The following is a 16,976-nucleotide window of genomic DNA, read 5'->3' on the forward strand; positions in this document are numbered from 1 at the left end:
TACCCTTCCCCCATGAACGAGGCACTGACGACGCTCCTCGATCTGCTCGACCTCGAGCAGATCGAGGAGAACATCTTCCGCGGTACCAGCCGTCCTTCGCTGGTACCGCGCGTCTTCGGCGGTCAGGTCGCGGCCCAGGCGCTGGTCGCGGCCGGCCGGACCGTGCCCGAGGACCGCACCGCGCACTCGCTGCACTCGTACTTCCTGCGCACCGGCGACACGGGCGCGCCCATCGTCTACACGGTGGACCGGATCCGCGACGGGCGGTCCTTCACCACCCGCCGGGTCGTCGCCGTCCAGCACGGCCAGCCGATCTTCCACCTCTCCGCGTCGTTCCAGACGTACGAGGAAGGCCTCGACCACCAGGCCGCCATGCCCGCCGCCCCGGACCCGGAGTCCCTGCCGACGGCGGAGGAATCCCTGCCCGCGTACCGGGAGATCTTCCGCGACCCCGGCGTGGTGGAGCGGCTGATCGAGGCGCGCGGCGCGGTGGACCTGCGGTACGCGACGACCCCGCCGTGGGGCAGCGTCGGCGAGCCCATCGAGCCGCACACGCAGGTGTGGTTCCGTACGGCCGACAAGCTGGAGAGCGACGACCCGCTGCTGCACACCTGCCTGGCCACGTACGTCTCCGACATGACCCTGCTCGACTCGGTGCTGCTCGCGCACGGCCGGGGCGGCTGGGCGGTCGGCGACGTGGTCGGGGCCTCGCTGGACCACGCGATGTGGTTCCACCGGCCGTTCCGCGCCGACGAATGGCTGCTGTACGACCAGGAGTCGCCGTCCGCGGCGGCGGGCCGCGGCCTGGGCCAGGCCCGCATCTGGACCCAGGACGGACGCCTCGCCGTCACCGTCATCCAGGAAGGCGTCGTGCGCGTACCGCGCGCCTGATCCCCGTAGGTCGTCAGTCCCACCAGAACGACCAGTGCGTCGAGCCGACCAGCGCCTCCTCCGCGTAGTCGCGCACGGTGCCGGAGCCCTGCCAGACGTTGTCCGGGCAGAACGCGAAGTGCTCGGCGGCCACCGGCAGGGCCTCGACGAGGGTGCGGGGCGGAGCCGGGACGTACAGGTCGAGGGTGGCGAAGCCCAGGGCGAGCACCCGGGCGCCGTACCGGTCCTCCCAGGACCGCAGCACCGCGCTGATCCGGGCCGTGTCGTTCTCGTGGTTGACCGGACCGGACCAGCCGAACGCGGCGGGCACGTCGGCGCCGCGCCCGGCCGGAACCAGGGCGAGGCGGGGCCGGCCGAGCACGCCGTCCCGTATGAGCTCGCGGGCCAGTACGTCGGCCCCCGCGTCCGGGTCTCCGAGGGGCACTCCCGCCGCGGCGAGGCCCGGCCAGTCCCGCCCGAAGGGGGCGATCAGCTCGGCGCCCTCCTCCCCCTCCTCGGGGTCGGGAATCACCGCGCCCCAGAAGTCCCGCAGCACCGGCTCGACATGGTGGTCGTCGGGGTCGGAGGTCCGGTCCGGATCCAGGGTCTCCGCGTCGTCCCACCACTCCTGCGGGCCGTGCCGGTCGTGGAGCAGCACGGTCTGGAACCCGGCCGGCGCGGGGTACGAGGCGGCGGGGGCGTCGACCGGCCCGTCGGACAGCCACAGCAACGGCTCGGGCCGCGCCCGCCGCATCCGGCGCCGCCGCACCGGCCGACTGACGAGTCTGCCCGGGGGCAGGCCGGGGGGCGCGGAGCCCAGCCCGGACAACGGATTCGGGTCATCACTCATGCCGCGACGGTAGCGGCCCCCACTGACAGCGGTGGCTCCGGAATCGGGCGCGCCGCCGCTGCGGGGGCTCCGCCCCCGAACCCCCGCGCCTCAATCGCCGGCGGGGCTGAAATCGCCCTCCGGGCAACCCAGCCCGCCGGCCAAAGGCGGAGCCCCAGGAGCTCGGGCGCAGCCCGAGGGCGCTTGCGCCACGGCGCCGCAGCGCAGGGGCTACGCGTCCGACAGACCGGCGGTGGCCAGCAGGTACGCCACCATCGGGTCGTAGAACCGCGGGTCGCGGACGTGGTCGTCCAGCGGGACCACCACCTGGAGGGTGCCCTCCGCCTCGCCGAGGAACAGCGCCGGGTCGTTGCAGTCGGCGTACCCCACGGCGTCCAGCCCGCGCTGCGCCGCGCACCCCGCCCACCCGTGGTCCGCGACGACCAGGTCCGGCTGCGGCCGCCCGGCGGCCGCCAGCCCGTCCAGGATCGCGGCCATCGGCTCCGGCGAATGGGTGTGCCACAGCGTCGCGCCCCGCTCCAGCACGGCCACGTCCGCGAACTGCCACACCGAGCCCTCGTCCGCGAGCAGGCCGGCCGGGATGACGACGATCTCGCAGCCCGCGGCGCGCAGGGCCGCCGCCGTCGCGCGGTGGACGTCCAGCAGCCCGCCCGGGTGCCCGGTGGCGAAGAGCACGCTCTGCCGGTCCAGCGCCGCCTTCCGCAGCCGCGCGGCCATCCGGTCCAGGCCGGCCACGGTCAGCTCGGGGTCGATGGTGTCCTGGCCGGCGCGGTGCGCCGGGTCGTCCACGACGCCGACGCGCTCGGCCATCACGGCCAATACGTCCTGCTCGTCGGTCCAGCGGTCGCCCAGCTCCAGGCCGAGCCAGTAGTGCCGGTCGCCGTTGGCGAGCTTCCTGTAGTGGGAGAGGTTGTTCTCGCGCGGCGTGGCGACCTGTCCCGCGATCCGCGTGCGGACCAGATGGTCGATGAGCTCGGCGCGGCTCGGCGTTTCAATAGATCGGTCGGGCGTCTCTATCGGCTTCGGCATACGGGCCATTCTGCCGCCGCCCAGGCGGAGGCGCCGCGTCCATCCCGATCGGCGGGACGGGCCGGCCCGCCCGCTCACGCCGACAGCGCCCCGAACGCCCCGTGCGCGAGCCGCCGGAGCAGTGACTCCGTCGCCTCCCGCCCGAGGGCCGCCAGGTGCGGGGTGGAGTTCAGCAGGCCGAAGACCGCATGCACGGAGACCCGCACCTGGGCCTCGCCCACCTCGGGGTGCAGCCGGCGTACGACGTCCACCCACAGCTCGACGTACTGGCGCTGGAGCTGTCGGACGAGCTTGCGGTCGGCCTCCCGCAGCCGGTCGAGCTCCCGGTCGTGCAGGGTGATCAGCGCCCGGTCGTCGAGCGCGAAGTCGATGTGCCCGTCGATGAGGGAGGACAGCAGGGCCGCCGGATCCCCGTCGGCTTCCTCGACGCGGCGGCGCCCGCCCGTCAGCAGTCGCTCGCTGATGCCGACGAGCAGCTCGGCGAGCATGGCGTCCTTGCCCGCGAAGTGCCGGTACAGGCCGGGGCCGCTGATGCCCACCGCGGCCCCTATCTCGTCGACGCCGACTCCGTGGAATCCGCGCGCGGCGAAGAGGCGGGCGGCCTCACTGAGGATCTGCTCGCGTCGGGTCGGGGCGGCCGCTCTGGTGCTCATGGGAATCCATTCTAGACAGGGCGGTTAGCGCTCGTTAACCTAAGGCGCATACACGTTAACGACCATTAACAGTGTGCACAGTGTGGACCGAGCAAGGGAGCTCGACCGATGCAGCAGGCACCAGTGCTGACGACCGCCGCGGACCCGGCGTCCGAGGCCTGGCGGACCAACGAGGCCGCCCACCGCGAACTCGCCGAGGGCCTGCGCGCCCGGCTGGACGCGGCCCGCCTCGGTGGCGGTGAGAAGGCCCGCGCCCGCCACACCGCCCGCGGGAAGCTCCTCCCCCGCGACCGCGTGGACACCCTCCTCGACCCCGGATCCCCCTTCCTGGAGCTGGCCCCGTTGGCCGCCGAGGGAATGTACGGGGGCGCGGCCCCCGCCGCCGGGGTCATCGCGGGCATCGGCCGGGTCAGCGGGCGCGAGTGCGTGATCGTCGCGAACGACGCCACCGTCAAGGGCGGCACGTACTACCCGATGACCGTGAAGAAGCACCTGCGCGCCCAGGAGGTGGCCCTGGAGAACCGTCTCCCCTGCCTCTACCTGGTCGACTCGGGCGGCGCCTTCCTGCCCATGCAGGACGAGGTCTTCCCCGACCGGGAGCACTTCGGCCGCATCTTCTACAACCAGGCCCGCATGTCGGGCGCCGGCATCCCGCAGATCGCGGCCGTCCTCGGCTCCTGCACGGCGGGCGGCGCGTACGTCCCGGCGATGAGCGACGAGGCCGTCATCGTCCGCGGCCAGGGCACGATCTTCCTCGGCGGCCCGCCGCTGGTGAAGGCCGCCACCGGCGAGGTGGTCACGGCCGAGGAGCTGGGCGGCGGCGAGGTCCACTCCCGGGTCTCGGGCGTGACGGACCACCTCGCGGAGGACGACGCGCACGCGCTGCGGATCGTACGGAACATCGTGGCGACCCTGCCCGACCGCGGGGCGCTGCCCTGGTCGGTCGAGGCGCCGGAAGAGCCGAAGGTGGACCCGTACGGGCTGTACGGCGCGGTCCCCGTCGACTCGCGCACCCCCTACGACGCCCGCGAGATCATCGCGCGGATCGTGGACGGCTCCCGCTTCCAGGAGTTCAAGGCGGAGTACGGGCAGACGCTGGTCACCGGCTTCGCCCGGATCCACGGCCACCCGGTCGGCATCGTCGCCAACAACGGCATCCTCTTCTCCGAATCCGCGCAGAAGGGCGCCCACTTCATCGAGCTGTGCGACCAGCGCGGCATCCCGCTCCTCTTCCTCCAGAACATCTCGGGCTTCATGGTCGGCCGGGACTACGAGGCCGGCGGCATCGCCAAGCACGGCGCCAAGATGGTCACCGCCGTGGCCTGCACCCGGGTGCCGAAGCTCACCGTGGTGGTCGGCGGCTCGTACGGCGCCGGCAACTACTCGATGTGCGGCCGGGCGTACTCGCCGCGCTTCCTGTGGATGTGGCCCAACGCCAAGATCTCCGTGATGGGCGGGGAGCAGGCGGCCTCCGTCCTGGCCACGGTCAAGCGCGACCAGATCGAGGGCGCGGGCCAGGAGTGGCCGGCCGAGGACGAGGAGGCCTTCAAGGCCCCGGTCCGCGCGCAGTACGAGGAACAGGGCAACGCCTACTACGCCACGGCGCGACTGTGGGACGACGGGGTCATCGACCCGATGGAGACCCGGCAGGTGCTGGGACTGGCCCTGACCGCGTGCGCGAACGCCCCGCTGGGCGACTCGGGCTTCGGCATCTTCCGTATGTGACGTGAGGACCTCACTGATGTTCAGCACTGTTCTGGTCGCGAACCGCGGCGAGATCGCGGTCCGGGTCATCCGCACCCTGCGGGAGCTCGGCATCCGCTCCGTGGCCGTCTTCAGCGACGCCGACGCCGACGCGCGTCACGTACGGGAGGCCGACACGGCCGTCCGGATCGGCCCGGCGGCCGCCGCCGAGAGCTACCTGTCGGTGGAGCGCCTGCTGGATGCCGCGAAGCGGACGGGCGCCGAGGCCGTGCACCCGGGCTACGGCTTCCTCGCCGAGAACGCGGCCTTCGCCCAGGCCTGCGCGGACGCCGGACTGGCGTTCATCGGGCCGCCGGCCTCCGCGATCTCCCTGATGGGCGACAAGATCCGCGCGAAGGAGACGGTGAAGGCTGCGGGCGTGCCCGTGGTCCCCGGCTCCTCGGGCAGCGGCCTGTCCGACGCCGAACTGGTCGCGGCCGCCTCGGAGATCGGCATGCCGGTGCTGCTGAAGCCCTCGGCGGGCGGCGGCGGCAAGGGCATGCGGCTCGTACGCGACGAGGCGGTGCTGGCCGAGGAGATCGCGGCGGCCCGCCGCGAGGCGCGGTCCTCCTTCGGCGACGACACCCTGCTGGTGGAGCGCTGGGTGGACCGGCCCCGGCACATCGAGATCCAGGTGCTGGCGGACTCCCACGGGAACGTGATCCACCTGGGCGAGCGCGAGTGCTCGCTGCAGCGCCGGCACCAGAAGGTCATCGAGGAGGCCCCCTCGGTGCTGCTCGACGAGAAGACCCGCGCCGCGATGGGCGCGGCGGCCGTCGACGCGGCCCGCTCGTGCGGGTACGTCGGCGCGGGCACCGTGGAGTTCATCGTCCCGGGCGGAGACCCGTCCTCGTACTACTTCATGGAGATGAACACCCGCCTCCAGGTCGAGCACCCGGTGACCGAGCTGATCACGGGCCTGGACCTGGTGGAGCAGCAGCTCCGGGTCGCCTCCGGCGAGGCCCTGCCCGTCACCCAGGACGAGATCCGGCTGACCGGACACGCGATCGAGGCCCGCGTCTGCGCGGAGGACCCGGCGCGCGGGTTCCTGCCGTCCGGCGGAACCGTGCTGGCCCTGTCGGAGCCGAACGGCGGGGCGGTGCGCACCGACTCCGGCCTGACGGCGGGTGTTCCGGTTGGCTCGACGTACGACCCGATGCTGTCGAAGGTCATCGTCCACGGCCCCGACCGCCCGACCGCCCTGCGCATGCTGCGGGCCGCCCTCGCGGACACGGTGATCCTGGGCGTCCAGACCAATGCCGGTTTCCTCCGGAGGCTGCTGGCCCACCCGGACGTCGTATCCGGCGACCTGGACACGGGCCTGGTCGAGCGCGACCTCCCCACCCTGCTGCCGGAGGGCGTGCCTGCCGAGGTGTACGCGGCGGCGGCGCTGCTGAAGGCGGCGCCTCAAACGCCGGCGGGGCTGAGTGGGACTGCGGGTTGGGTCGACCCGTTCGACGCCGCCGACGGCTGGCGGCTCGGCGGGACTCCCACCTGGACGGTGCACCACTTCCGGCTCCCAGGCCAGGACCCGGTCACCATCCGCACCCGGCAGCGAGGCACTGAGCAGGAAGTCCTGCTGGACGCAGTCGACAGCGGCGCCGCACCAAACCCAGCCTCGCCGACGATTGAGGCGCGGGGTCTGGGGCAGAGCCCCAGCGCACCGGCCCGCGCCCGGATCGTGGCCCGCACCAGCGACCACCTGACGATCGAACTCGACGGCGTCACCCACCGCTTCAGCCACGCCACCTCCCCGGAGGGGACCTGGCTCGGCCGCGACGCGGACTCCTGGCACGTGCAGACGTACGACCCAGTGGTGGCCAACCTCAGCGGCGCCGGCAGGGTCGGCGCCAACACCCTCGCGGCTCCCATGCCCGGCACCGTCACGGTCGTCAAGGTGGCCGTCGGGGACGAGGTGACCGCCGGTCAGAGCCTGCTCGTCGTCGAGGCGATGAAGATGGAGCACGTCATCTCCGCCCCGCACGCCGGCACCGTCACCGAGCTCGACGTGACCCCCGGCAGCACCGTGGCCATGGACCAGGTCCTGGCCGTCGTCACCCCGGCAGAGGAGGCGGGCGAATGAGCGGGCTGCCCATGACCGTTCCGGCCCCCGGTCTCCCGCCCCGGGTCCGGATCCACGAGGTCGGGGCCCGTGACGGGCTCCAGAACGAGAAGTCGGCCGTACCCACGGAGGTCAAGGCGGAGTTCGTCCGCCGCCTCGCCGCCGCCGGGCTGACCACCATCGAGGCGACCAGCTTCGTGCACCCCAAGTGGGTGCCCCAACTGGCCGACGCCGAGCAGCTGTTCCCGTTGCTCGCCGATGTGGAGGCCGACCTCCCAGTCCTCGTGCCGAACGAGCGCGGCCTGGATCGCGCGCTCGCCCTCGGGGCCACCCGCATCGCGGTCTTCGGGTCGGCCACCGAGACCTTCGCCTCGCGGAACCTGAACCGGACCGTCGCCGAGTCCCTCGCCATGTTCGAGCCGGTCGTCGCGCGCGCCAAGCAGGAGAAGGCGCACGTCCGCGGCTACCTCTCCATGTGCTTCGGCGACCCCTGGGAGGGCCCCGTCCCGATCCCCCAGGTGGTCTCCGTTGCCGCCTCCCTGCTCGACCTCGGCTGCGACGAGCTGAGCCTCGGCGACACCATCGGCGTGGCCACCCCGGGCCACGTCCGCGAACTGCTCACCGGCCTGAACGAACGAGGCGTCGCCACCGACCGCATCGGCGTGCACTTCCACGACACCTACGGCCAGGCCCTGTCCAACACCCTCGCCGCGCTCCAGCACGGCGTGACCACCGTCGACGCCTCCGCAGGCGGCCTCGGCGGATGCCCGTACGCGAAGAGCGCCACCGGCAACCTCGCCACCGAGGACCTGGTGTGGATGCTCGACGGCCTCGGCATCGAGACCGGGGTCGATCTGGCCGCCCTCACCGCCACAAGCGTGTGGATGGCCGAACAGCTGGGACGCCCCAGCCCCTCCCGTACCGTCCGCGCCCTCTCCCACAAGGAGTAGTCACACCATGTCCCTCGACCACCGGCTCACCCCCGAGCACGAGGAACTCCGCCGCACCGTCGAGGCGTTCGCGCACGACGTGATCGCGCCGAAGATCGGCGACCTGTACGAGCGGCACGAGTTCCCCTACGAAATCGTCGCCGAGATGGGCCGCATGGGCCTGTTCGGCCTGCCCTTCCCGGAGGAGTACGGCGGCATGGGGGGCGACTACCTCGCCCTCGGCATCGCCCTGGAGGAGCTGGCCCGTGTCGACTCCTCGGTCGCCATCACCCTGGAGGCGGGCGTCTCCCTCGGCGCCATGCCGATCTACCTCTTCGGCTCCGAGGAGCAGAAGCGGCAGTGGCTGCCGAAGATGTGCTCCGGCGAGATCCTCGGCGCCTTCGGCCTGACCGAGCCCGGCGCGGGCTCGGACGCGGGCGGCACCCGCACCACCGCCGTCCGCGAGGGCGACGAGTGGGTGATCAACGGCTCGAAGTGCTTCATCACCAACTCCGGTACGGACATCACCGGCCTGGTCACCGTCACCGCCGTGACGGGCCGCAAGGCGGACGGCCGCCCGGAGATCTCCTCGATCATCGTCCCGTCCGGCACGCCGGGCTTCACGGTGGCCGCCCCTTACTCCAAGGTGGGCTGGAACTCCTCGGACACCCGTGAGCTGTCCTTCGACGACGTACGGGTCCCGCTCTCGAACCTCGTCGGCGAGGAGGGCCGCGGCTACGCGCAGTTCCTGCGGATCCTGGACGAGGGCCGGATCGCCATCTCGGCGCTGGCCACCGGCCTCGCGCAGGGCTGCGTGGACGAGTCGGTGAAGTACGCGAAGGAGCGGCACGCCTTCGGCAAGGCGATCGGCGACAACCAGGCGATCCAGTTCAAGCTGGCCGACATGGAGATGCGTGCCCACATGGCGCGCATCGGCTGGCGCGACGCGGCCTCGCGCCTGGTGCTCGGGGAGCCGTTCAAGAAGGAGGCGGCGATCGCCAAGCTGTACTCCTCGACGGTCGCCGTCGACAACGCCCGTGAGGCGACCCAGATCCACGGCGGCTACGGATTCATGAACGAGTACCCCGTGGCGCGCATGTGGCGGGACTCGAAGATCCTGGAGATCGGCGAGGGCACGAGCGAGGTGCAGCGCATGCTGATCGCCCGTGAGCTGGGCTTCAACGGCTGATCCCGCCCCCGTTTCAGAGCGGCCCGCGTCCCCCTACGCGGGCCGCTCTCGCGTTCCCGGAGAAAGTTAGGCCCCCCTTACCAACTTCAGCCAAGGTTAGGCTAACCTTCCCTCCGAACGGCCCAGTGGCCACCGGCACGCACGAAATCGGACACCGACATGCCCAAGTCCCGCACCTCCCCCTTCACCCGTCGCGGCATCATCGCGGCCGGCGGCGCCCTCGGCCTGGTCGCGGCGCTCGCCGCGTGCGGTGGCACCGACTCGGCGAAGAAGGGTGACGGCGGCTCGGACAAGAGCTCCGCGGCTTCGGGCGCCTGGACCTTCATGGACGACGCCTCCAAGAAGGAGGTCAGCACCAAGTCGAAGCCGAAGAACATCGTCGCCTTCACCGGCACCGCCGCCGCGCTGTACGACTACGGCATCCCGGTCAAGGGCGTCTTCGGCCCGACCAAGACCGCCGACGGCAAGCCCGACGTCCAGGCCGGCTCGATGGACATCTCGAAGGTGGAGATCCTCGGCAACGTCTACGACGAGTTCAACGTCGAGAAGTACGCCGCCCTCCAGCCCGACGTGCTGCTCACCAACACCTGGGACGGCAGCTACTGGTACGTGCCGGAGGCCTCCAAGGACAAGATCCTGAAGCTGGCCCCGGCCGCCGCCGTCTCCGTGGGCGGCGACGCCACCCTCGACAAGGCGCTGGAGCGCACCGCGGAGCTCGCCAAGTCCCTCGGCGCCGACATGAACGCCAAGAACACCGTCGACTCCAAGGCTCGCTTCGAGGCCGCCGCCGCCAAGGTGCGCGAGGCCACCAAGGCCAACCCCGGAATCAAGGTGCTCGCCGGCTCCGGCTCCGCCGACCTGTTCTACGCCTCCACCCCGGACACCTCGGCCGACCTGAAGTACTTCAAGTCCCTCGGCGTCGAGTTCGTCACCCCGGAGAAGCTGGACGAGGGCGGCTTCTTCGAGAGCCTGAGCTGGGAGAACGCCGGCAAGTACAAGGCCGACGTCGTCCTGCTCGACAACCGCACCGGCACGCTGCAGCCGGAGGAGCTGAAGGCGAAGGCCACCTGGGCCGAGCTGCCCGCCGTCAAGGCCGGCCAGATCACCCCGCGCGTGACCGAGCCGATCTACTCGTACGCCAAGTGCGCGCAGATCCTGGAGGACCTCGCGAAGTCCATCCAGAACGCCAAGAAGGTCAGCTGAACCAGTTGAACCCCACCGGCGGCGCCCCGCGCCGCCGGTGACCACTCCAGGGGGAACTCACCGCATGACCGCCACCGCGTCCGACGACGCCCCGGCCATCGCCCACTTCCGCTTCTTCGAGCTCGAAGTGCTGCGCACCCGCCGCCTCGGCCACTCGTTCCTGCGCGTCACGTTCGGCGGTGAGTCCCTCAAGGACTTCCGCTCGGGCGGTTTCGACCAGAGCCTCTCGCTCTTCCTGCCGCCCGACGGCCAGGAGCACACCGTGCTCCCGTCCACGGACGAGGACACCTGGTTCGGTGCCTGGCGCGGGATGCCGGACGAGGAGCGTCCGGTGATGCGGTCCTACACCGTGCGCGAACAGCGCCGTACGACGGAGGGCGCCGACGAGGTCGACATCGACTTCGTCCTCCACGGGGACGCGTCCCCGGCCTCCCGCTGGGCCGGGCGGGCCGTGACCGGCCGCCGGATCATGGCGATCGGCCCGGCCGTCGCGGAGAACAAGTCCGTACGGTTCCAGCCGTCGCCGGCCGCCGACGCGATCTGGATGTACGCGGACGAGACGGCTCTGCCGGCCGCGGCCGCGATCCTGGAGCGGCTGCCGGCCGGGACGGCGGTCCGGGCCTGGTTCGAAGTGCCGCACGAGGACGACCGGCTGCCGTTGCCGGCGCCCGCCGATGCCGACATCACCTGGATCGTGCGCGAGGGTGACGGCCGCGACCGCACCGAGCAGGTGCTGAGCGCGCTGCGCGCAGCTGAACCCGCCACCGCCGAAGCCCCGTACGTCTGGCTCGCGGGCGAGGCGGGCACCGTGCGCGCGACGCGCCGCCACTTCGTGCAGGAACGATCCGTCGACCGCCGTTCGGTGCGTTTCACCGGCTATTGGCGGCTCGGCGCGAGCGAGGAACAGCTCCTCGCCGAGGCGTACGCGGGGCAGGCCCCCAGCGAGGAGCCGACCTCCGAGCTGTAGTCAACTCGCGTCATTTGCAGGGCATTTGAGAGATGGGCCCCGGCTTCCGGCCGGGGCCCATCTCTCTTTGCACATTCAAGTTAGGTTAGGCTAACCTAACTTCAACACCCCACCCCCCGCCCCCCTGCCCGGAGGAAAGTTGATGCGCTCGCATCTGCTGAATGAGACGACCGCGGACCTCTACCGGCGTTCCGTCACCGAGGGAGTCGAACGCGTCGCCGCCAAACTCGCGGGCACGCAGCGGCCGCACACCGGCATCTCGGTCGACGAACTCGCCCCGGTCATCAACGCGATCGACCTGGACAAGCCGCTCGAAGACCCGGCCGCCGCACTCGACGAGCTGGAGGACGTGTACCTGCGCGACGCGGTGTACTTCCACCACCCGCGCTACCTCGGCCACCTCAACTGCCCGGTCGTCATCCCGGCGGTGCTCGGCGAGGCCGTCCTCTCGGCCGTCAACTCCTCCCTCGACACCTGGGACCAGTCCATCGGCGGCACGCTCATCGAGCGCCGCCTCATCGACTGGACCGCCCGGCGCATCGGCCTCGGGCCGGCCGCGGACGGCATCTTCACCTCCGGCGGCAGCCAGTCCAACTTCCACGCGCTGCTCCTCGCCCGCGACGAGGCCTGCCGCATCGTCATGAAGCGGGCGCTGGACGAAGGCCGCGAGCTCACCAAGGCCGAGCTGCTCCCGAAGCTGCGCATCTTCACCTCCGAGGCCGGCCACTTCAGCGTGAAGAAGTCGGCCGCCATGCTCGGACTCGGCTACGAGGCCGTCATCGCCGTCCCGGTCGACCGCAAGCGCCGCATGGACACCTCGCTCCTCGCCCTGGAGCTGGAAGCCTGCGCCGCCGAGGGCCTGTTCCCCATGGCCGTCGTCGCCACCGCCGGCACCACCGACTTCGGGTCCATCGACCCGCTCCCCGAGATCGCCCAGCTGGCCGCCGAGCACTCCGCGTGGATGCACGTGGACGCCGCGTACGGCTGCGGACTGCTGGTCTCCCCCACCCGCCGGCACCTCCTCGACGGCATCGAGCACGCCGACTCGGTCACGGTCGACTACCACAAGTCGTTCTTCCAGCCGGTCAGCTCCAGCGCGGTCCTCGTCCGCGACCGCGACACCCTCAAGCACGCCACGTACCACGCGGACTACCTCAACCCGCGCCGGATGGCCGAGGAGCGCATCCCCAACCAGGTCGACAAGTCCATCCAGACCACGCGCCGCTTCGACGCCCTCAAGCTCTGGATGACCCTGCGCGTCATGGGCGCCGACGGCGTCGGCTCGCTCTTCGACGAGGTCGTCGACCTGGCCACCGCGGGCTACGAGATCATCGCCGCCGACCCGCGCTTCGAGGTCGTCGTCCGCCCGCAGATCTCCACCCTGGTCTTCCGCTACGTCCCCGACGGCGAGGTCCGCCCGGACCTGATCGACGAGGCGAACCTGCACGCCCGTAAGGCCCTGTTCGCCTCCGGTGAGGCCGTCGTCGCCGGCACCAAGGTGGACGGGGACCAGTACCTGAAGTTCACCCTCCTCAACCCGCAGACCACGACGGCCGACATCACCGCCGTCCTCGACCTCCTCGCCACCCACGCCGCGCAGTTCCTGGGAGACTCCCTTGCCGTCCACCGTTAAGCCCCACGACTTCATCGGAATCGGCCTCGGTCCCTTCAACCTGGGACTCGCCTGCCTGACCGCCCCGATCGACGAGCTCGACGGCCTGTTCATCGAGTCGAAGCCGCACTTCGAGTGGCACGCCGGAATGTTCCTGGACGGCGCGCACCTGCAGACGCCGTTCATGTCGGACCTGGTCACCCTCGCCGACCCGACCTCGCCCTTCTCCTTCCTGAACTACCTGAAGGACAGGGACCGGCTGTACTCCTTCTACATCCGGGAGAACTTCTACCCGCTGCGGGCCGAGTACAACGACTACTGCCGCTGGGCCGCCGACCGGCTCGACAACGTCCTGTACTCCACCTCCGTCACCGACGTCACGTACGACGAGCGGGCCGGCCTGTACGAGGTCCACACCGACAAGGGCGAGACCCACGTCGCCCGCCGCCTGGTCCTGGGCACCGGCACCCCGCCGCACCTGCCCGAGTCCTGCGCCGGTCTGGGCGGCGACTTCCTGCACAACTCCGCGTACATGCAGCACAAGGCGGAGCTCCAGAAGAAGAACTCCATCACCCTGGTCGGCTCCGGCCAGAGCGCCGCCGAGATCTACTACGACCTCCTCGCGGAGATCGACGTACACGGCTACCAGCTCAACTGGGTGACCCGCTCCCCGCGCTTCTTCCCCCTCGAATACACGAAGCTGACGCTGGAGATGACCTCACCGGAGTACGTGGACTACTTCCACGCGCTCCCCGAGGAGACCCGGTACCGCCTGGAAACCCAGCAGAAGAACCTCTTCAAGGGCATCGACGGCGAACTCATCAACGCCATCTTCGACCTGCTCTACCAGAAGAAGATCACCATGCCGGGCGCGGTGCCGACCACGCTCCTCACCAACACCTCCCTGGACTCCACGGCGTACGACACCACCACGGGCACGTACACCCTGGGTCTGCGCCAGGAGGAGCAGGAGCGGGACTTCTCCCTCACCTCGGAGGGCCTGGTCCTGGCCACGGGCTACAAGTACCGCATCCCGGACTTCCTCACCCCCGTCCACGACCGTCTGGTCTTCGACGGCCACGGCCGCCTGGACGCCGCCCGCAACTACAGCGTGGACACCACGGGCCGCGGGATCTTCCTCCAGAACGGCACCACGCACAACCACTCCCTCACCTCGCCCGACCTGGGCATGGCCGCGTACCGCAACGCGTACATCATCGGCGAGCTCCTCGGCCGCGAGTACTACAAGGTCGAGAAGTCCATCGCGTTCCAGCAGTTCGCAGTCCCGGAAGGCACGCACGCATGAGCACCACCACGGACATCCTCTTCACCCGCACGGACCCCGCGCTCGGGACGTTCTCCATCCGCCCGCTGGACCCCTTCGCGGACGCGGAGTTGCTGCACGGCTGGGTCACGCACCCCAAAGCCGGCTTCTGGATGATGCAGGACGCCTCCCTCCCGGACGTCGAGCGCGAGTACATGCGCATCGCCGCGGCCGAGCACCACCAGGCCTTCATCGGCCTCCACGAGGGCCGCCCCGCCTTCCTGATGGAGAGCTACGACCCGTCGGAGCTCGAACTGGTCGGCCTGTACGACGCCCAGCCCGGGGACGTCGGCATGCACTTCCTGGTGGCGCCCACCGAATCCCCGATCGCCGGCTTCACCCGCGCGGTGATCACCACGGTCATGTCCGCCCTCTTCGCGGACCCGGCGACGCAGCGCGTCGTCGTCGAACCGGACGTCCGCAACACGGCCGTCCACGCCCTCAACGAGGCCGTCGGCTTCGTGCCCGACGGCCCGATCCAGAAGCCCGAGAAGGAAGCCCTCCTCAGCTTCTGCACCCGCGCCCAGTTCGAGGCGGCCACGATATGAGCCTCGCCGACGCCGTTTCCCACCTCTCGCCGGAGCTGTGGGCCCGGGCCAACCGCGCCCTGGTCCGCAAGGCCCTCGCGGAGTTCTCGCACGAACGCCTGCTGACCCCCGCTCCTCTCGGGGATTCCCGGTACTCGGTCCGGAGCGACGACGGCACGGTCGAGTACCGGTTCCGCGCCGAGCTCCACGCCCTGGACCACTGGGCGGTGGACGAGTCCTCGATCACCCGCCACAGCGGCGGCTCCGAGCTTCCGCTGGACGCCCTGGACTTCCACATCGAGCTCCGGCAGGCCCTGGGCCTGAGCGCGGAGGTCCTCCCGGTCTACCTGGAGGAGATCTCCTCCACCCTGGCCGGCTCGGGCTTCAAGTACACGAAGCCGCAGCTCTCCTCGGCCGTCCTGGCGAAGTCCTCCTTCCAGGACGTCGAAACGGGCATGACCGAGGGCCACCCGTGCTTCGTCGCCAACAACGGCCGCCTCGGGTTCGGCGTGCACGAGTACCTCTCGTACGCCCCGGAGACGGCGAGCCCCGTCCACCTGGTGTGGGTGGCTGCCCACAAGGACGTGTCCACCTTCACGGCGGGCGCGGGCCTGGACCACGACTCGTTCATGCGCGAGGAGCTGGGCGAGGCCGCCATCGCCGGCTTCGCGGCCAAGCTCGCCGCCCTGGGCCTGGACCCGGCGGACTACCACCTGTTCCCGGTGCACCCGTGGCAGTGGTGGAACAAGACGACGGTCACCTTCGCCGCCGAGATCGCCAACCGCCGCCTGGTGCTGCTGGGCGAAGGCGAGGACGCCTACCTCGCCCAGCAGTCGATCCGTACCTTCTTCAACACCACGACCCCCACCAAGCACTACGTCAAAACGGCGATCTCAGTCCTCAACATGGGCTTCATGCGCGGCCTCTCCGCCGCCTACATGGAGGCCACCCCGGCCATCAACGACTGGCTGCACCGCCTGATCGAGTCGGACGAGGTCCTCCGGTCCGTCGACTTCTCGATCATCCGCGAGCGCGCGGCGATCGGATACCACCACCGCCAGTACGAACGCGCGACGGACCGCTACTCGCCGTACCGCAAGATGCTGGCCGCGCTGTGGCGCGAGTCCCCGGTGTCCTCGCTCGGCGAAGGCGAACGCCTGGCGACGATGGCCTCCCTCCTCCACGTGGACGAGGAGGGCAAGTCCTTCGTGGGCGCGCTCATCGCCGAATCGGGCCTCACCCCCAGGGAATGGCTGAAGCCCTACCTCCGCGCCTACCTCCTCCCCCTCCTGCACTGCTTCTACCAGTACGACCTCGCGTACATGCCGCACGGCGAGAACACCATCCTGGTCATCCGGGACGGTGTCGTGCAGCGGGCGATCTTCAAGGACATCGCCGAGGAGATCGTGGTCATGGACCCGGACGCGGTGCTGCCGCCGGCGGTGGAGCGGGTCCGGGCGGACATCCCGGAGGACATGAAGCTCCTGTCGATCTTCACCGACGTCTTCGACTGCTTCTTCCGCTTCCTGAACTCGATCCTGGTCTCGGAAGGCATCTGCGAGGAAGACACCTTCTGGAAGGCCGTGGCGGACTGCGCCCACGACTACCAGGACTCCGTCCCGGCCCTGGCGGAGCGCTTCGCCCGCTACGACCTGTTCGCGGAGGAGTTCCAGCTGTCCTGCCTGAACCGCCTCCAGCTGCGCGACAACAAGCAGATGGTCGACCTCGCCGACCCGTCCGCGGCACTCCAGCTGATCGGCACCCTCAAGAACCCCGTCGCGGCCTTCGCCCAGCGGTGATCAGGGGGTCGGGCAGGCGGCTCTGGGGGTCCCCCCGGCCGAAGGCTGGGGGATGGTCCCTCGACCGCCTGCCCGGCCCTGGAGTCCGCCGGTTCCTCCCAGCGACTGCGGGCGCCGGCCCGCTAGCCGGTGGGGCCCGGGGCGCGGAAGCGTGCGGCGTGTTCGGCGGCCCACTGGGCGAACGTGCGCGCCGGGCGGCCGGTGACCCGCTCGACGGTG

Annotated in this window: 14 protein-coding genes and 1 pseudogene; 11 read left to right on the forward strand and 4 right to left on the reverse strand. The window is 71.0% G+C overall.

Annotated features, from left to right (window positions below):
• The first annotated feature begins 12 nt into the window (after positions 1-12).
• Positions 13-891, forward strand: a complete 879-nt coding sequence (locus tag ACFV9H_RS33185; protein ID WP_385405675.1) for an acyl-CoA thioesterase — start codon at positions 13-15, stop codon at positions 889-891.
• 13 nt (positions 892-904) lie between these two features.
• On the opposite strand, the gene ACFV9H_RS33190 is transcribed toward ACFV9H_RS33185, so the two are convergent.
• From ACFV9H_RS33190 to ACFV9H_RS33200, 3 genes are all read right to left on the reverse strand, one after another.
• A complete protein-coding gene (locus tag ACFV9H_RS33190; RefSeq protein ID WP_385405677.1) occupies positions 905-1,720 on the reverse strand; it encodes a DUF4253 domain-containing protein in 816 nt (271 codons plus the stop codon).
• Between the two features lie 210 nt (positions 1,721-1,930).
• Positions 1,931-2,758 (reverse strand): phosphatase, encoded by an 828-nt coding sequence (locus ACFV9H_RS33195; protein WP_385405680.1) that lies wholly within the window; start codon positions 2,756-2,758, stop codon positions 1,931-1,933.
• A 65-nt stretch (positions 2,759-2,823) separates the two neighbouring features.
• Positions 2,824-3,402: a TetR/AcrR family transcriptional regulator gene (locus ACFV9H_RS33200; protein ID WP_385405683.1), complete on the reverse strand. Its 579-nt coding sequence runs from the start codon at positions 3,400-3,402 to the stop codon at positions 2,824-2,826.
• A gap of 108 nt (positions 3,403-3,510) precedes the next feature.
• On the opposite strand from ACFV9H_RS33200, the gene ACFV9H_RS33205 reads away from it, so the two are divergent.
• The 10 genes from ACFV9H_RS33205 (at position 3,511) to ACFV9H_RS33250 (ending at position 16,757) form a co-directional block, all read left to right on the forward strand.
• Positions 3,511-5,127 carry a carboxyl transferase domain-containing protein gene (locus ACFV9H_RS33205; RefSeq protein ID WP_385405686.1) on the forward strand — a complete coding sequence of 539 codons (1,617 nt, stop codon included), beginning with the start codon at positions 3,511-3,513 and terminating at the stop codon, positions 5,125-5,127.
• A gap of 16 nt (positions 5,128-5,143) precedes the next feature.
• Positions 5,144-7,228 carry an acetyl-CoA carboxylase biotin carboxylase subunit gene (locus tag ACFV9H_RS33210; RefSeq protein ID WP_385405689.1) on the forward strand — a complete coding sequence of 695 codons (2,085 nt, stop codon included), beginning with the start codon at positions 5,144-5,146 and terminating at the stop codon, positions 7,226-7,228.
• The gene (locus ACFV9H_RS33215) at positions 7,225-8,157 is read left to right on the forward strand and encodes a hydroxymethylglutaryl-CoA lyase (RefSeq protein WP_385405691.1); all 933 of its coding nucleotides are present in this window, start codon (positions 7,225-7,227) and stop codon (positions 8,155-8,157) included. Before ACFV9H_RS33210 ends, ACFV9H_RS33215 begins: the two co-directional genes overlap by 4 nt.
• Positions 8,158-8,164: 7 nt before the next feature.
• Positions 8,165-9,325: an acyl-CoA dehydrogenase family protein gene (locus ACFV9H_RS33220; RefSeq protein ID WP_385405694.1), complete on the forward strand. Its 1,161-nt coding sequence runs from the start codon at positions 8,165-8,167 to the stop codon at positions 9,323-9,325.
• A 159-nt stretch (positions 9,326-9,484) separates the two neighbouring features.
• Positions 9,485-10,528, forward strand: a complete 1,044-nt coding sequence (locus ACFV9H_RS33225) for an ABC transporter substrate-binding protein (protein WP_385405697.1) — start codon at positions 9,485-9,487, stop codon at positions 10,526-10,528.
• A 64-nt stretch (positions 10,529-10,592) separates the two neighbouring features.
• Positions 10,593-11,495, forward strand: coding sequence for a siderophore-interacting protein (locus ACFV9H_RS33230; RefSeq protein ID WP_385405699.1), 903 nt, complete (start codon positions 10,593-10,595; stop codon positions 11,493-11,495).
• Positions 11,496-11,637: 142 nt separating this feature from the next.
• Positions 11,638-13,128 carry a pyridoxal phosphate-dependent decarboxylase family protein gene (locus ACFV9H_RS33235; protein ID WP_385405702.1) on the forward strand — a complete coding sequence of 497 codons (1,491 nt, stop codon included), beginning with the start codon at positions 11,638-11,640 and terminating at the stop codon, positions 13,126-13,128.
• Positions 13,112-14,413, forward strand: a complete 1,302-nt coding sequence (locus ACFV9H_RS33240) for a lysine N(6)-hydroxylase/L-ornithine N(5)-oxygenase family protein (RefSeq protein ID WP_385405705.1) — start codon at positions 13,112-13,114, stop codon at positions 14,411-14,413. The genes ACFV9H_RS33235 and ACFV9H_RS33240 overlap by 17 nt, the downstream gene beginning before the upstream one ends.
• Entirely contained in the window at positions 14,410-14,979 is a 570-nt protein-coding gene (locus ACFV9H_RS33245) for a GNAT family N-acetyltransferase (protein ID WP_385405708.1), read from the forward strand. The genes ACFV9H_RS33240 and ACFV9H_RS33245 overlap by 4 nt, the downstream gene beginning before the upstream one ends.
• Positions 14,976-16,757: an IucA/IucC family protein gene (locus tag ACFV9H_RS33250; RefSeq protein WP_385405711.1), complete on the forward strand. Its 1,782-nt coding sequence runs from the start codon at positions 14,976-14,978 to the stop codon at positions 16,755-16,757. Before ACFV9H_RS33245 ends, ACFV9H_RS33250 begins: the two co-directional genes overlap by 4 nt.
• A gap of 122 nt (positions 16,758-16,879) precedes the next feature.
• On the opposite strand, the pseudogene ACFV9H_RS33255 reads toward ACFV9H_RS33250, so the two are convergent.
• Positions 16,880-16,976: pseudogene (locus ACFV9H_RS33255) on the reverse strand (hydroxylase); the annotation flags it as partial.

The organism is Streptomyces sp. NPDC059874, from assembly GCF_042731135.1.
Classification (GTDB): Bacteria; Actinomycetota; Actinomycetes; order Streptomycetales; family Streptomycetaceae; genus Streptomyces.

Bases quoted from the DNA above. Each gene is read 5' to 3' on its own strand.
- ACFV9H_RS33185 (WP_385405675.1), top strand. From the start codon at position 13: ATGAACGAGGCACTGACGACGCTCCTCGATCTGCTCGACCTCGAGCAG.
- ACFV9H_RS33190 (WP_385405677.1), bottom strand. From the start codon at position 1,720: ATGAGTGATGACCCGAATCCGTTGTCCGGGCTGGGCTCCGCGCCCCCC.
- ACFV9H_RS33195 (WP_385405680.1), bottom strand. From the start codon at position 2,758: ATGGCCCGTATGCCGAAGCCGATAGAGACGCCCGACCGATCTATTGAA.
- ACFV9H_RS33200 (WP_385405683.1), bottom strand. From the start codon at position 3,402: ATGAGCACCAGAGCGGCCGCCCCGACCCGACGCGAGCAGATCCTCAGT.
- ACFV9H_RS33205 (WP_385405686.1), top strand. From the start codon at position 3,511: ATGCAGCAGGCACCAGTGCTGACGACCGCCGCGGACCCGGCGTCCGAG.
- ACFV9H_RS33210 (WP_385405689.1), top strand. From the start codon at position 5,144: ATGTTCAGCACTGTTCTGGTCGCGAACCGCGGCGAGATCGCGGTCCGG.
- ACFV9H_RS33215 (WP_385405691.1), top strand. From the start codon at position 7,225: ATGAGCGGGCTGCCCATGACCGTTCCGGCCCCCGGTCTCCCGCCCCGG.
- ACFV9H_RS33220 (WP_385405694.1), top strand. From the start codon at position 8,165: ATGTCCCTCGACCACCGGCTCACCCCCGAGCACGAGGAACTCCGCCGC.
- ACFV9H_RS33225 (WP_385405697.1), top strand. From the start codon at position 9,485: ATGCCCAAGTCCCGCACCTCCCCCTTCACCCGTCGCGGCATCATCGCG.
- ACFV9H_RS33230 (WP_385405699.1), top strand. From the start codon at position 10,593: ATGACCGCCACCGCGTCCGACGACGCCCCGGCCATCGCCCACTTCCGC.
- ACFV9H_RS33235 (WP_385405702.1), top strand. From the start codon at position 11,638: ATGCGCTCGCATCTGCTGAATGAGACGACCGCGGACCTCTACCGGCGT.
- ACFV9H_RS33245 (WP_385405708.1), top strand. From the start codon at position 14,410: ATGAGCACCACCACGGACATCCTCTTCACCCGCACGGACCCCGCGCTC.
- ACFV9H_RS33250 (WP_385405711.1), top strand. From the start codon at position 14,976: ATGAGCCTCGCCGACGCCGTTTCCCACCTCTCGCCGGAGCTGTGGGCC.